Source organism: Siccirubricoccus deserti, assembly GCF_014283215.1.
Classification (GTDB): domain Bacteria; phylum Pseudomonadota; class Alphaproteobacteria; order Acetobacterales; family Acetobacteraceae; genus Siccirubricoccus; species Siccirubricoccus deserti.
Window position 1 is genome coordinate 14,161 of sequence record NZ_JACOMF010000034.1, and the last position, 13,921, is coordinate 28,081.

The window sequence follows — 13,921 nt, forward strand, 5'->3', positions numbered from 1 at the left end:
GAAGGAGCTGCCTTCCCCAGACTCCATCCGCCAGGGGGCGAGCGCCCCCTGGACCGGCATTCATTTACCTGCCTGTCAGCCTACTGTCGGTGCCACATCAACTGCCGGCCCGCTGGCCGCGCATGGCACTTCACCTGACCGAGCGGACCAGCGCCTGCACCGCCAGCCCCTTACCCGCAGCGATCTCCGTCGCGGGCATCGGCTTGGCGCGGTTCAGCCGTTGGCGTGGTGCAGCAGGTTCTCCAGGTAGCGGCCATAGCCGCTGTTGCGCAGCGGCCGCGCAACCTCCAGCAGCTGGGCATCGTCGATGAAGCCCTTGCGCCAGGCGACTTCCTCGGGCGAGGCGACCTTCTGGCCGGTGCGCTTCTCGATGGCGCGGACGAATTCGCCCGCCTCCAGCATGCTGTCATGCGTGCCGGTGTCGAGCCAGGCATAGCCACGGCCGAGGCGGGCGACGCGCAGCGTGCCCTCCTCCAGATAGACCCGGTTGAGGTCGGTGATCTCCAGCTCGCCGCGCGGCGAGGGCTTCAGGGCACGGGCCAGCGCCGGGGCACGGCCATCGTAGAAATAGAGGCCGGTGACGGCCCAGTCGGAGCGCGGCTGGGCCGGCTTCTCCTCGATGGTCAGGGCGCGGCCGCTGGCGTCGAACTCCACCACGCCGTAGCGCTCGGGGTCGGCGACACGGTAGGCGAAGACGGCGGCGCCGCGCTCCGCCTGGGCCTCGGCCATGCGCTCATCCAGCTCATGGCCGTGGAAGATGTTGTCGCCGAGCACCAGGGCGGAGGGCCCACCGGCGAGGAATTCCTCGGCCAGCACCAGCGCCATGGCGATGCCGTTGGGCTTCTCCTGCTCGACGAATTCCAGGCGGATGCCCCATTGGCTGCCATCGCCGAGCAGGCGGCGGAACAGCGGCAGGTCGTGCGGCGTGGAGATCACCATGATCTCCCTGATGCCGGCCAGCATCAGCACCGACAGCGGATAGTAGACCATCGGCTTGTCGTAGACCGGCAGCAGCTGCTTGGAGACGGCGAGGGTCGCCGGATACAGCCGCGTGCCACTGCCGCCGGCGAGAACGATGCCCTTCATCGGGTGGACTCCTTCGTGACCGGCAGCAGCGCATCCAGGCAGCGCGCCAGCCCGGCGCGCCAATCGGCGGCGGCGATGCCGAGGCGCTGCGCCGCGCGGCTGCAGTCGAGGCGGGAATTGGCCGGGCGGGTTGCCCGCGTGGGGTAGTCGGCGGTGGTGATGGCGGTGAGCTTCGGCGCCGGCTGGCCGCGCTGCGCCGCGCCCTCGAAGATCGCCGCGGCGAAACCATGCCAAGTAGTGAAGGGCTGGCCGCTCAGGTGGAAGACGCCGAACACCGGGTCGCCGGCCGGCGCCGCGACCAGCCGGGGCAGCAGCGCGACGGCGGCATCGGCCAGATCGTCGGCGAAGGTCGGCGCGCCATGCTGGTCGGCGACCACCCGTACCTCCGGCCGCTCTCTGCCCAGGCGAAGCATGGTCTTGACGAAGTTGTTGCCATGCGCCGAGCAGACCCAGGCGGTGCGCAAGGTGACCGCGCGCGGCTGCGCCGCATGCAGCCGCCGCTCGCCATCGAGCTTGGAAGCACCGTAGACGCCGGCAGGGTTGGGGGCGTCATCCTCGGTGTAGGGGGTCGGCTTGTCGCCGGCGAAGACATAGTCGGTGGAGTAGTGCACCACCGGCACCCCTGCCCGCGCCGCCGCCTCGCCAAGCAGACCCGGGCCGGTGCCGTTCACCGCGAAGGCCAGCGCCTGATCGTCCTCGGCCTTGTCCACGGCGGTGTAGGCGGCGGCGTTGATCACCGCTTCCGGCCGGAAGCGAGCGAAGGCCGCTGCGACCTGCGCCGCATCCGTCATGTCGAAATCCGGCGGTTCCAGCGCCAGCGCCTCATGCCCCGCGGCGGGCAGGCGGGCGAGCAGCTCGGTCGAGATCTGGCCGGTGCGGCCAATCACCAGGACGCGCATCAGCCGGCCTTTGCAAGGGCGGGAATCAGCCCGAGGCGTTCCCCGGCATACCGCTGCTGGCGCAGGGGCTGCCACCACCAGTCATTTGCCAGATACCAGTCGATGGTGCGGGCGATGCCGCTCTCGAAGCTTTCCTGCTGCCGCCAGCCCAGCTCACGCTCGACCTTGCCGCAGTCGATGGCATAGCGCTGGTCGTGGCCGGGACGGTCGGTGACGAAGCGGATCTGCTCGCGCCGCGGCCGCGCCGCCGGCAGGCGCTGGTCCAGCAGGTCGCAGATCACCTGCACGACCTCCAGGTTTCGGCGCTCGCTGCGGCCACCGATGCAATAGGTCTCGCCTGGCACGCCGCGCTCCACCGCCGCGACCAGCGCCCGGGCGTGATCCTCGACGAAGAGCCAGTCGCGGATGTTGCTGCCATCGCCGTAGACCGGCAGTTCCTTGCCATCCAGGGCGTTGAGGATGATCAGCGGGATCAGCTTCTCCGGGAAATGGTACGGCCCGTAGTTGTTCGAGCAATTGGTCACCAGGGTCGGCAACCCGTAGGTCTCCCGCCAGGCCCGGGCCAGGTGGTCGGAGGCCGCCTTGCTGGCCGAATAGGGCGAGCGCGGGTCATAGGGCGTGGTCTCGCAGAAGGCGCCGGTCGGGCCGAGCGAGCCGAAGACCTCATCGGTCGAGACGTGCAGGAAGCGGAAGGCCTGCTTCGCCGCGGCATCCAGCGTGGCATGGTAGCCGCGCGCCGCCTCCAACAGGGTGAAGGTGCCGTGGATGTTGGTCTCGATGAAGGGCGCGGCGCCGGCGATGGAGCGGTCCACATGGCTTTCCGCCGCCAGGTGCATCACCGCCTCCGGACGGAACTCGGCGAAGGCGGCATCCATCCGTGCGCGGTCGCAGATGTCGGCCTGCAGGAAGCCGAACCCGGGCCTGCCCTCGCAGTCGCGCAGGCTGCGGCGGTCGCCGGCGTAGGTCAGCTTGTCGACCACCAGCACCTCGGCGTCCCGCTCCAGCACCAGATGCCGGACCAGGGCCGAGCCGATGAAGCCGGCGCCGCCGGTGACGAGAATGCGCATGCGGGGCCTCAGTATTCGAATGCCGGCGGCAGGTCGCGCAGCCGCGGGGCGCGCCGGTCCTTGTCGGAAAGCTGCACCGCCTCGGCCTCGAAGGGCCAGGGCAGGGCGAGGTCCGGGTCGTCCCAGGCAATGCCGCGGTCGCAATCAGGTGCGTAGGTGTCGGTCACCTTGTAGGCGACCTCGGTGTCCGGCTCCAGCGTGCAGAAGCCATGGGCGAAGCCCACCGGCACATAGAGCTGGTGGGCATTGGCCGCTGAAAGCTCCGCCGCCACATGCTGGCCGTAGCTCGGCGAGCCACGGCGGATATCGACCGCGATGTCGAGAATGGCGCCGCGCAGCACGCGCACCAGCTTGGCCTGGGCGCGGGGCGCCAGCTGGAAATGCATGCCGCGGATCGTCCCGGCCTGGGCCGAGAGCGAGTGATTATCCTGCACGAACAGATCGGTGATGCCGAGCGCGGCGAAATCCCGGGCGCTGTAGGTTTCCAGGAAGAAGCCGCGATGGTCGCCGAAACGCCGCGCGGTGATCAGCACCGGGCCGGCCAGGGCGTAGCGGGTGGCCGTGAAATTGCCGGCCGCGACGGTTTCGGACGCAGCGGTCATGTCAGACGATTCTCGCGCCAGCACCAGACACCCCCGGATGGTGAGCTAGGGACAAAGCCAAGTTGCAATGTCGAATTGATCATGCGGTTTGTCCGTCTTCGCCGGGTTCTGCCTCTGAACCCTCCACAAAGTCAAGCAACATGACCCGCGCCAGTTGCAGGACCTGATACGAATTCGCGCTTGGTTTTCACCCTCCGTTCAGTTTCATCCAGCATTCTTCGTGCATCCGACCCGAGGACCGCGGTCGATTGCCCGAGGGAAAACCCCATGCCGCTGAACTCAGTGAATACCAATGTCGGCGCCATGGTGGCGCTGCAGTCGCTGAACCGGACCACCGATGAGCTGGCGGCCACCCAGAAGCGCATCTCGACCGGCTTCCGGGTCGCCGATGCGAAGGATGATGGCGCGGCCTTCGCGGTGGCGGAACGCATCCGCGGTGACATCGCCGCCACCACCTCGGCCAATCAGCAACTCGGCGGCGTGAAGGGGTTGCTGGACGTTACCAATGCGGCACTGGAGAATGTCTCGACCGCCCTGAAGACGCTGAAATCCGTCAGCGTGAAGCTGGCCGACGGCACCATCACTGATGACCAGCGCACCCAGTACCAGGCGCAGGTGAAGGAGCTGACCAACAACATCAAGGCCTTCATCGACGATGCCAGCTACAACGGGCTGAACATCCTGAACGACCCGGCGGCCCTTGGGGTGAACGTCGTCACCAATGGCCAGGGCACCTACTACACCTTCAGCGGCTATGCCGCCCTGACCAACATCTACAACACCGTCTCGACCGCCAACACCTGGACCGCGGGCAGCGCCGCCGCCCTCAGCAGCACCGGCGCAATCGGGACGGCCATTTCCAACACCCTGACCCAGCTCAATAACTTCGGCAGCTACTCGAACTACATCGAGAGCCAGATCAACTACAACAAATCGATCCTGGACGCCCAGGAAAGCGGCCTCGGCGCGTTGATCGACACCGACATGGCCAAGGAATCCGCCCGGCTGCAGGCGCTGCAGATCCGCCAGCAGCTCGGCACCCAGGCGCTCGGCATCGCCAACCAGGCGCCACAGTCGCTGCTGAGCCTGTTCCGCGGCTAGAGCGGATGGCGGAGGGGCGTGAACGCCCCGGAGCGTGAATCCGCTCTAAAGACAACGACCTACAACGGATTGGCGTTCAGACATGAACGCACTCCGCTGCAGGCCGGCGCTCCGCGCCTGAGCGCCCCGGGGAGGTGAAGCTGCCGTTGCGGAATGCTAAAGCGAGACCGAGGCTCTTCCGGAGGAACGCCATGGCTCGCCTGTCCCGACGCACCGCACTGCTGGCCCCCGCCCTGCTCGCCGGCACTGCCCGTGCCCAGCCGGCGTGGCCTGCCCGGCCGGTGACGCTGATCGTCCCCTGGGCGCCGGGCGGCTCCAATGATGTCGCGGCCCGGCTGATCGCGCCCCAGCTGGAGGCCCGGCTCGGCCAGCCCTTCGTGGTCGAGAACCGCCCGGGCGGCGGCGGCAGCCTCGGCATGGGCATGGTCGCGCGGGCCAGGCCGGACGGCCAGACCATGCTGGTCTCCTCCGCCTCCAACCATGTCTTCCACCCGCTCATCGCGCCCGACCTCGGCTATGACGTGCAGCAGGCGCTGGCCGGCGTCGCCATGCTGGTCGATGTGCCGAATGTGCTCGCCGCCACCAACAGCCTCGGCGTCCGGACCATCCCCGAGCTGATCGCCAAAACCCGCGGCACGCCCGGCGGCCTCAGCTTCGCCTCCTCGGGCGTCGGCTCCTCCAACCACCTGGCGGGCGAGCTGTTCCGGCTTCGCACCGGGCTCGACCTGACGCATGTGCCCTATCGCGGCGGCGGTCAGGCGATTTCCGACCTGATCGCCGGCACCGTGCCGATCGCCTTCCTGAACCTGCCGACGGTGCTGGGCCCGGCTGAAGCGGGGCGAGTCCGCATCCTGGCCGTGGGGACCGACCAGCGGGTGCCGAGCCGGCCCGAGTTCCCGACGGTGCAGGAACAGGGCGTGGCGGATTATGCCGTACGGTCCTGGACCGGCCTGTTCACCCCACGCGAGACGCCGCGGCCGATCGTCGAACGGCTGGCGGCAGCGCTGAAGGAGATTCTCGAAGCCCCGGCGCTGAAGACCCGGCTGGTGGAGATGGGCAGCGAGCCGATCTGGATGGACCCGGAGGCGACGGACCGTTTCGTCGCCGCCGAGTTCGACCGCTGGCGCCCGGTGGTGAAGGCGGCCAACGTAAAGCCGGAATAGGCTGGGCCGGCGCCAGGGCGGCGGACCACCCTGGCGTCGGTTCCTCTCAGGCGTTGCGCCGGGTGTCCGCCACCGCCGTCGCCCCGGCAAGCTTGCCGAAGACCGCGCCGTTGATCAGGCCCGAGCCGCCCGGATAGTTGAAGTAGAAGACGCCGCCCACCAGTTCGCCGGCGGCGTAGAGGCCGGTGATCGGCTGCTGGTCGGCATCCAGCACCCGCGCCTCGGTGTCGATCCGCAGCCCGCCGAAGGTGAAGGTAATCCCGCAGCCGACCTGATAGGCCTCGAAGGGCCCATCCTCGATGGTGTTGGCCCAGTTCGACTTGTTGACCGCCAGGCCTTCGGTGCAGCGGCCGTCCTTGATGTTCGGGTTGAACGGCACGTCCTTCTTCACCGCGGCGTTATAGGCGCGGATCTCCTCCAGGAAGGCCTTGCCGTCGACGCCTTCGAGCTTGCTCGCCAGCTCTTCCAGCGTGTCGGCCTTCACCTTGGTCACCTGCTTGATGCGGTACTCGTCGCGCAGCTGCGCGGCGACCTTGCGGTCGAACACCTGCCAGGCGAAATTGCCCGGCTGTTCCAGCACGACCCGGCCGTATTTCGCATAGGTGTAGTTGCGGAAGTCGGCGCCCTCATCGAGGAAGCGGCGGCCGTTGGCGTTGATCAGCACGCTCCAGGGGTAGCTGTGCTTCTGGAAGGCGTCGCCGACCGCAAGGTCGCCGTACTCCGGCGCGTTGAAGTCCCACTGCACCGCATGGCAGCCGGAGTAATTGCCGAATGGGCTGGCGCCGATCTCGAGCGCCATCTTGATGCCGTCGCCGGTGTTGAAGCGGGTGCCGCGCACCTTCGCCAGTTCCCAGCCCGCGCCCAGGTAGCGGGTGCGCATCTCCGCATCGCCCTGGAAGCCGCCGGCCGCCAGGATCACCGAGGGCGCCTTGATGTCGTAGATGCGGCCGGGCGACTTCACCTGCACGCCAGTGACCTTGAAGCCATCGTAGATGAGCTTCATGGCGCGGGTCGCGTAGCGGATCTCGATGCCACGCTTCTTCGCCGCCTCGGTCTCGGCCTGCACCAGGCCGGGGCCGCCGCCATAGGCCGCGACGGTCAGGCCGCCCCAGAACTTGAACCTGCCATCCACCTTGAAGGCCTGCTGGCCCCAGATCGGGGCGAATTTCACGCCCTTCTCCTTCAACCACTTCATCGTCTCGAAGCTGCGGCGGACCAGGATCTCGCAGAGTTCCGGATCGGTACGGTTGCGGGTCACCCGGAACATGTCATCGAAGAACTGGTCTTCGGTATAGGTGCCGAAATCGGTGATGGCGCATTCGGCGTCCGTCAGGTCCGGCATCAGGGTCCGCAGATCCTCGACACCGCGATAGGCGAAGCGGATGTTGCCGGCGGTGAAGCGGGTATTGCCGCCGGCCTCATCCTCGGGCGCGCGTTCCAGCACCACGACGCGGGCGCCCTGTTCCTGCGCGGAGAGCGCGGCGCAGAAGGCGGCATTGCCGCCGCCCACCACAATCACATCGAATTCGTCGGCCATGCCGGGGATCCTTCGCTGGCGTATCTGTGCACCGATGTATACGTGAACGCGGCGGGCTGTCCAGCCAGAGCGGATCACTGGAAGGCCGGCAGCCTGCTGGCCTGGATCTGCTCGGGTGGTGATTGGTCGCAGTGGATCGCGGTTCCAGGCGTGCTGTGGTCCACGCTAGGCCGGCTCGGCCGCCGCCATGCGCAGCCGCGCCTCATGCGCCGCGGCGATATGGGCCCGCGCCGCAGCCTCCGCCGCACCGGCATCCCGGGCGGCGATGGCGGCGACGATCCGGGCATGCTCCTCCCGCGCCGCCGCCGCCCGGCCGGGCATTTCCAAGGTGGTCGGCCCCAGCAGCAGCAAGGAATCGGCCAGGGCGGAGAGCGCCCGCAGCAGGTAGCGGTTGTGCGCCGCCTGATACAGGGCGCGGTGGAAGCGGCGGTTGTGCTCGGCCAAGGCCTCTGCCGGCAGGGTGGCCTCGGCCTCCACCATCCGTTGCAGCAACAGCAGGTCCGGCCGCCCGGCGTGCTGCGCCGCCAGCCGCGCTGCGGTGCCCTCCAGCGCCTCCCGCATCACATAGAGCTCGTCGACCTCGGCAGGGTCATAGGCGACGACACAGAGGCCGCCGGCCGGTCCATGGGCGATCAGCCCTTCCGATTGCAGCCGGCGGATCGCTTCCCGCACCGGGGTGCGGCTCATGCCCAGGCTTTCGGCCAACTCGGCCTCCAACACCCGCTGGCCAGGGGCAAGCGCGCCGCTGCGCAGCCCCTCGCGGAAGCGGCCATAGGCCTGATCGGCCAGGCTCAGCCCAGCGGCGGCGGGCGAGGTGGCGGTGCGTCGCATGCCTGTTGCATACGCTTGCATGCGCCCTTGCCGCAAGCCCGGCATTGACCCTGCCCGGCAGCGGGGGGAGCATCCGCCGCCGCATGACCTGGGGGAGATAGCGAGTGCGCAACCTGCCGAACTGGCGTTCGCTGCTGTATGTGCCGGCGACGCGCGAGAGCTTCGTCGCCAAGGCGCACACCCGTGGCGCGGATGCCGTCATCCTCGACCTCGAGGATGCGGTCGCGCCGGCCGAGAAGCCCGCCGCCCGGGCCGCTCTGGCCAAGGCGGTGCCGAGCGTCCGCCAGGGCGGCGCCGAGGTCTGCGTGCGGATCAACCGGCCGCTGCGGATGGCAGTGCAGGACATCGACGCCGCGGTCGCCGCCGGGGCGGATGTGCTGGTGCTGACAAAACTGATGGGGCCGGAGCATGTCCGGCTGCTGGCCGAGCTGACCGCCGAATCGGAAGCGGCGCATGGCGCGACGCCGGGACGCACCCGCTTCATCGGCCTGGTCGAGACCGCCGATGCGCTGGGCCATATGGAAGCGATCGCCCGGGCCGACCCGCGGATGGTGGCGCTTGGCGCCGGTGGCGAGGACCTGGCGACGGATCTCGGCATGGAGCCGACGCCGGATGCCCTCTACGTGCCGAAGATGATGGCGGTGATGGCGGCGCGGGCCGCCGGCATCCTGCCGCTCGGCTTCATCGGCACCGTCGCCGGGCTGTCGGACCCCGAGGGCTACCGCGCCATGCTGCGGCGCTCGAAATCCGTCGGCTTCGCCTGCGCCAGCTGCGTCCACCCCTCTCAGGTGCCGGTGATCAACGAGGAATACGGCGCCCGGCCGGAGGAGGTGGACCGCGCCCGCCGCATGGTCGCCGCCTTCGCCGAGGCCGTGGCCAAGGGCGTCGGCGCCGTCACCTTCGAGGGCGCGATGATCGACGAGCCGGTCGTGGAACGGGCGCGCCGATTGCTCACGCGCGCCCGCTGAACTCACCCGTCGTGCCTGCCCGTCCAGGCAGAGGATCGGAGGCTAGATCCGGCCCTTGCGGTCGCTCTCGTTCTCCGGATGCGCGCTGCTGACGTTGGTGCCGAAGTTGCGGTCGGCCGCACGGCTGGCCGCCGTGCCCGGCGGGTTGCCAGGCGTGCCATCCGGCCTGCTGCCGCCAGCCATGCCCGACCGCTCGTTCTCCGGCCGCGCCCCGCTGACGTTGGTGCCGAGCGCATCATCGACGCCGCGCGACAGCTTGGTGCCCGGTGGGTTGCCCGGCGTACCGTCCGGCGGGCTGCCGAGCGCCGCATCGGTGCGGCTGCCCATGCCGGTGCGGGTGCCCATCTGCGCCGCCGCGGTGGTGGTGCCGACACCGGCCGCAGTGCCGAGTCCCGAGGCCGGGGTGGCAGCCTCGTCGTAGCCGGTCCAGCCGCCGGAGCGGTAGCTGGCGCCGCGCTCCTCGGCATCGACCGCATTATGCCGGGCAAGAATGGCCTCGGCCTCGGTGGCGCGGCTGTCGTCGGTGCGCAGCGTCACGAGATTGCCGCCGCGGCGGACGCCCTCGGCATAGACATGCGCATGTTCGTCGCCGACGCCGGCCTCGGTCAGGGCGCCGAGCAGCCCGCCCGCGGCGGCGCCGACGCCGGCCCCGGTGAGCGCCGCGACCAGCCAGCCAGCGGCAACGATTGGGCCGAGGCCCGGGATCGCCAGCGCACCGATGCCGGCCAGCAGCCCGGCGCCGCCACCGACCACCGTGCCGATGGTCGCACCGGTGCCGGTGCCGCTGCCGGTGTCGTCAGTGGTGGAAGTGTCGGCGGTGTCAGTGCCGGTGGCCTCGCTGCCGCGGGCGATCAGGCTGATGTCGTCGCGGGGGAAACCTGCCGCCTCCAGGTCGCTGATGGCGGCGGAGGCGTCAGCATAGCTGTCGAACAGGCGCGCAATGGTGCGGGTTGCCATATGGATCTCTCCTTGAAGCGGCTCAGCGGGAATTCGGCTCACTGGGTCGAGACATTGCCCTGGTAGTCGAGCGCCACGCCGACCTGCTGGCCGCCGCGCATGGCCCGGCCGCGCCAGATGCCCTGGTCATCCTTCTCCAGCCCGGTGACATCGGCGAAGCCGGCCGCCTCGATGCGGCTGCGCGCCTGGCCTTCGGTGAAGCTGTTGGCGCCGGCCGCAGGGGCATCGGCGGTGCGGGTGCCGCGGTCGATGGTAGCGGCCGGCGGGGTGCGTTCAGCACCCTGGCTCGGCACCGTCGCACCGCTGCGCGCATCGGGCGCGGTCATGCCGGGGCGGGTGGTGTTCTCGGTTGCGGCGCCAGGGGCAGTGCGGTCCGGCGTGGCGGGGGAGAGCTGCGCCTGGGCGGGAAAGCCAGCAACCGCGCCCAGCAGAGCGAGGCTCAGGATCGTTGTGCGCATTATTCTGTTCCCGTGTCTTGGCGTGGCGGGCTCGCTGCCCACCATCTGGGCCTTCAACGGGGATCGCGGCACGGCGTTCCTTCACCGCTGCCGGCGGCGTCGGCGGTCAGAGCGCACCGCCAGCGAAACTGTCGCATTGCCGGACATCGCCGCTTTCAAGGCCGCGCCGGAACCAGCGCACCCGTTGGGCCGAGCTGCCATGGGTGAAGCTCTCCGGTACAACCGTGCCACGGGCGCGGCGCTGCAGACGGTCGTCGCCGACCGCGGCGGCGGCGTTCAGCCCTTCCTCGATGTCGCCCTCTTCCAGCACCTGCCGCATCCGCTGGGTGCGGTTGCCCCAGACGCCGGCGAAGCAATCTGCCTGCAGCTCCACCCGCACCTGCATGGCATTGGACTGCGCCTCACCCAGGCCGCGGCGCTCCTGCTCCACCCGGCGCAGGATGCCGAGCTGGTTCTGCACATGGTGGCCGACCTCATGCGCGATGACATAGGCGCGGGCGAAATCGCCGGGGGCGCCCAGCTTGCGCTCCATGTCGCGGAAGAAGGCGAGGTCGAGGTAGACCTTCCGGTCTTCCGGGCAGTAGAACGGCCCGACCGCGGTCTGGGCAAAGCCGCAGCCGCTCTGCGTGCCGCCGCTGAACAGCACCAGATTGGGCGGCTGGTAGTCCTGCCCGCCGCGCCGGAACACATCGGTCCAGACATCCTCGGTGGTCGCCAGCACCTGCGCCACGAAGCGGCGCTGGTCCTCCTGCGCCGGATCGGCAGGTGCCCGCGAGTCCGATACCTGGCTTTCCGGCGCGCCGCCGCCCGAAAGGATGACCGAGGGATCGACGCCGAACACCAGCGCCAGCACCACCAGCGCGATCGTGCCCAACCCGCCGCCAGCGATGCCGATCGGCAGCCCGCCACCGCTGCCGCGGCGATCCTCGACATTGCTGCTTTCCCGCTGACCGCCGAGGCGCATCGCCGACCCTCCCGTTACGCGGGAGAGAACAACGGGGAACCTCCCCGGTTCCGGCGGCGCCCGGGCCGGCCGGCCTCAGCCTTCCCGGACCACCCCGGCCTCGCGCAGCCGGCCCAGCTCCGCCTCGCCCAGCAGCGGGCCGAGGATGCTGCCATTGTGCTCGCCGAGCTTCGGCGCCGGGCGGGCCAGGATGCCCGGCGTGGCGGACAGCCGCGGCACCATGCCGTGCATCGGCAGCCAGCCTTCCGGCATCTCGTCATCCGGCACTTCCACCACCGCCTCGCGCTCGATCACGTAGCGGTCGTGCTCCAGCATCTGCGCATCCATGATCGGGCCGATGGTGACGCCGGCGGCATCGAACTTCGCCAATGTCTCGGCCAAGGTCAGGCCGCGGATGTGCTCGGCGATGATGGCATCCAGCTCCACCCCATGCTGCACCCGGTCGGCATTGGTGCGGAAGCGCGGGTCGGTGATGAGCTCGGCGCGGCCGATGCTGCGCAACAGCTTCTCGGTCATGCCCTGGGTCGAGGCGGAGAGGCAGACCCAGCCGCCGTCGCTGGTCTGGTAGGCATTGCGCGGCACCGCATTGGTGCTGCGGCTGCCGGTGCGCGGCTTCAGCGTGCCGGTCAGCTTCCAGTTGGCGAGCTGCGGCTCCATCATGGTGAAGATCGGGTCGAACAGGGTGAGGTCGATCACCTGCCCCTGCCCGGTCGCCTCGGCATGGCGCAGCGCGATCATCGCGGTGGCGGCGCCATAGAGCCCGGCGTAGCCATCCGCCATGTACATCGGCGGCAGCACCGGCTCCCGGTCGGCGAAGCCGTTTACCGCGGCGAAGCCGGAGTAGCCCTCCACCAGCGTGCCGAAGCCCGGCTTGTGACGGTACGGCCCGTCCTGCCCCCAGCCGCTGACCCGGACGATGACGAGGCGGGGGTTGAGCGCCAGCAGCAACTCCGGCGCCAGCCCCATCGCCTCCAGCACTCCGGGGCGGAAGCTTTCCACCAGCATCGCCGCGTCGCTCGCCAGCCGCTTCACCACCTCGACCGCCGCCGGGTCGCGGAGGGTGAGGCAGACCGAGAGCTTGTTGCGGCTCAGCGTCTTCCAGGTGGTGGAGATGCCGCGGATGCGCCAGGCGCGCAGCGTATCGCCCTCCGGCGGCTCGACCTTCACCACCTCGGCGCCGTGGTCGGCCAGCACCTTGGTCAGCATGTTGCCGGCGACAAGGCGCGAGAGATCGACCACCCGCACGCCCTGCAGGGCGCCGGTGGCGGCGGGGTCGAAGCTGCGGCGGCGCGGGGCCGGGGGCGCGTCGCTCATTCGGCGCGGATGTTGGCGGCCTGGGCGACCTGCCGCCAGCGGGCGAGGTCGGCGCGCAAGACGGTGGCGAATTCATCCGGGCCGACCGGCGAGGGCGTGGCGCCCTCGGCGTCATAGACACGGCGGAGCGCGGGATCGCCCAGCGCCTCGTTGACCGCACCATGGATGGCGCGGCGGATGTCCGGCGGCACGCCGCGCGGGGTCAGCAGGCCCCACCAGATCGCCACCTCGTAATCCACCCCCTGCTCCTTCACCGTCTTCACCGGCGGCGCTTCCGGCGGCAGCCCGCCGCCTGGCGCGGTCGCGGCGATGACCCGCACCCTGGCGTCGCGGATCGCCGCATTGGCGCTGGCGACGGTGGTGAGCATCAGCTGGATGTTGCCGGCGACCAGATCGGTCACCGCCGGCGCGGTGCCGCGATAGGGAATGTGGTTCATCTGGATACCGGCCTGCAGGCAAAAGAATTCCGTGATGAAATGGTTGATCCCGCCGGCGCCGGAGGTGCCGTAGTCGATGCTGCCCGGCTTCGATTTGGCCAGCGCCACCAGGGAGGCGACGTCGCGCGGGGCGAAGCCCGGATTGGTCATCAGGAAGAAGGGCGCGCGGGCCAGCACCGCCACCGCATCGAAGCTGCCCTCGGCGTCCCAGGGGGTCTTCTGCAGCACCGCCGTGGTGGCGAAGGAGGAGGAGGTGACCATCAGCGTGTAGCCATCGGCCGGCGCCTGGGCCACCTGCCCGGCGCCGATGGCGCCACCGGCGCCGCCGCGGTTCTCCACCACGAAGGGCTGGCCGAGCCGGGCCTGCAGCCGCTCCGCCAGCGGCCGGGCGACGACGTCGTTGGAGCCGCCCGGCGGGAAGGGCACGACGATGCGCACCGGCCGGTTGGGCCAGGCGCCCTGGGCGCGGGCGATGGCGGGGATGGCGAGAGCCGCCACGAACAGCGTGCGGCGGGGCAAGCGGTGCAAGGTCATCGG

General features: G+C 70.1%; 14 protein-coding genes. 3 read left to right on the top strand and 11 right to left on the bottom strand.

The window, feature by feature from the left end; genetic code table 11:
* Positions 1-213: 213 nt before the first annotated feature.
* From rfbA to rfbC, 4 genes are read right to left on the bottom strand one after another with little or no spacing between them, the layout of a single operon-like run.
* A complete protein-coding gene (gene rfbA / locus H7965_RS20795; protein WP_186772504.1) occupies positions 214-1,086 on the bottom strand; it encodes a glucose-1-phosphate thymidylyltransferase RfbA in 873 nt (290 codons plus the stop codon).
* Positions 1,083-1,985, bottom strand: a complete 903-nt coding sequence (gene rfbD, locus H7965_RS20800) for a dTDP-4-dehydrorhamnose reductase (RefSeq protein ID WP_186772505.1) — start codon at positions 1,983-1,985, stop codon at positions 1,083-1,085. Before rfbD ends, rfbA begins: the two co-directional genes overlap by 4 nt.
* Positions 1,985-3,052 carry a dTDP-glucose 4,6-dehydratase gene (gene rfbB / locus H7965_RS20805; RefSeq protein WP_186772506.1) on the bottom strand — a complete coding sequence of 356 codons (1,068 nt, stop codon included), beginning with the start codon at positions 3,050-3,052 and terminating at the stop codon, positions 1,985-1,987. The genes rfbD and rfbB overlap by 1 nt, the downstream gene beginning before the upstream one ends.
* 8 nt (positions 3,053-3,060) lie before the next feature.
* Positions 3,061-3,654, bottom strand: a complete 594-nt coding sequence (gene rfbC, locus H7965_RS20810) for a dTDP-4-dehydrorhamnose 3,5-epimerase (RefSeq protein WP_186772507.1) — start codon at positions 3,652-3,654, stop codon at positions 3,061-3,063.
* A 267-nt stretch (positions 3,655-3,921) separates the two neighbouring features.
* Here rfbC and H7965_RS20815 point away from each other — a divergent pair, with 267 nt between their 5' ends.
* Both H7965_RS20815 and H7965_RS20820 read left to right on the top strand, forming a co-directional pair.
* Positions 3,922-4,755 carry a flagellin gene (locus H7965_RS20815; RefSeq protein WP_186772508.1) on the top strand — a complete coding sequence of 278 codons (834 nt, stop codon included), beginning with the start codon at positions 3,922-3,924 and terminating at the stop codon, positions 4,753-4,755.
* Positions 4,756-4,946: 191 nt separating this feature from the next.
* Positions 4,947-5,918 carry a Bug family tripartite tricarboxylate transporter substrate binding protein gene (locus tag H7965_RS20820; protein ID WP_186772509.1) on the top strand — a complete coding sequence of 324 codons (972 nt, stop codon included), beginning with the start codon at positions 4,947-4,949 and terminating at the stop codon, positions 5,916-5,918.
* 46 nt (positions 5,919-5,964) lie between these two features.
* On the opposite strand, the gene tcuA is transcribed toward H7965_RS20820, so the two are convergent.
* Both tcuA and H7965_RS20830 read right to left on the bottom strand, forming a co-directional pair.
* Positions 5,965-7,455, bottom strand: a complete 1,491-nt coding sequence (tcuA, locus tag H7965_RS20825; protein WP_186772510.1) for an FAD-dependent tricarballylate dehydrogenase TcuA — start codon at positions 7,453-7,455, stop codon at positions 5,965-5,967.
* 165 nt (positions 7,456-7,620) lie between these two features.
* Complete coding sequence (locus H7965_RS20830) at positions 7,621-8,286, bottom strand: GntR family transcriptional regulator (protein ID WP_186772511.1); 666 nt, start codon at positions 8,284-8,286, stop codon at positions 7,621-7,623.
* Positions 8,287-8,390: 104 nt separating this feature from the next.
* Here H7965_RS20830 and H7965_RS20835 point away from each other — a divergent pair, with 104 nt between their 5' ends.
* Entirely contained in the window at positions 8,391-9,254 is an 864-nt protein-coding gene (locus tag H7965_RS20835) for an HpcH/HpaI aldolase/citrate lyase family protein (RefSeq protein ID WP_186772512.1), read from the top strand.
* Positions 9,255-9,296: 42 nt separating this feature from the next.
* On the opposite strand, the gene H7965_RS30425 is transcribed toward H7965_RS20835, so the two are convergent.
* The 5 genes from H7965_RS30425 to H7965_RS20860 all read right to left on the bottom strand — a co-directional run bounded on the left by H7965_RS30425 (position 9,297) and on the right by H7965_RS20860 (position 13,918).
* A complete protein-coding gene (locus H7965_RS30425) occupies positions 9,297-10,211 on the bottom strand; it encodes a hypothetical protein (RefSeq protein WP_222440726.1) in 915 nt (304 codons plus the stop codon).
* A 38-nt stretch (positions 10,212-10,249) separates the two neighbouring features.
* Positions 10,250-10,669 carry a hypothetical protein gene (locus H7965_RS20845; protein ID WP_222440727.1) on the bottom strand — a complete coding sequence of 140 codons (420 nt, stop codon included), beginning with the start codon at positions 10,667-10,669 and terminating at the stop codon, positions 10,250-10,252.
* Positions 10,670-10,775: 106 nt separating this feature from the next.
* Positions 10,776-11,633: a KPN_02809 family neutral zinc metallopeptidase gene (ypfJ, locus tag H7965_RS20850; protein WP_186772513.1), complete on the bottom strand. Its 858-nt coding sequence runs from the start codon at positions 11,631-11,633 to the stop codon at positions 10,776-10,778.
* A gap of 75 nt (positions 11,634-11,708) precedes the next feature.
* On the bottom strand, positions 11,709-12,947 hold the full coding sequence (locus tag H7965_RS20855) for a CaiB/BaiF CoA transferase family protein (protein WP_186772514.1): 1,239 nt from the start codon (positions 12,945-12,947) through the stop codon (positions 11,709-11,711).
* Entirely contained in the window at positions 12,944-13,918 is a 975-nt protein-coding gene (locus H7965_RS20860; RefSeq protein WP_186772515.1) for a Bug family tripartite tricarboxylate transporter substrate binding protein, read from the bottom strand. Before H7965_RS20860 ends, H7965_RS20855 begins: the two co-directional genes overlap by 4 nt.
* Between the last annotated feature and the right edge of the window lie 3 nt (positions 13,919-13,921).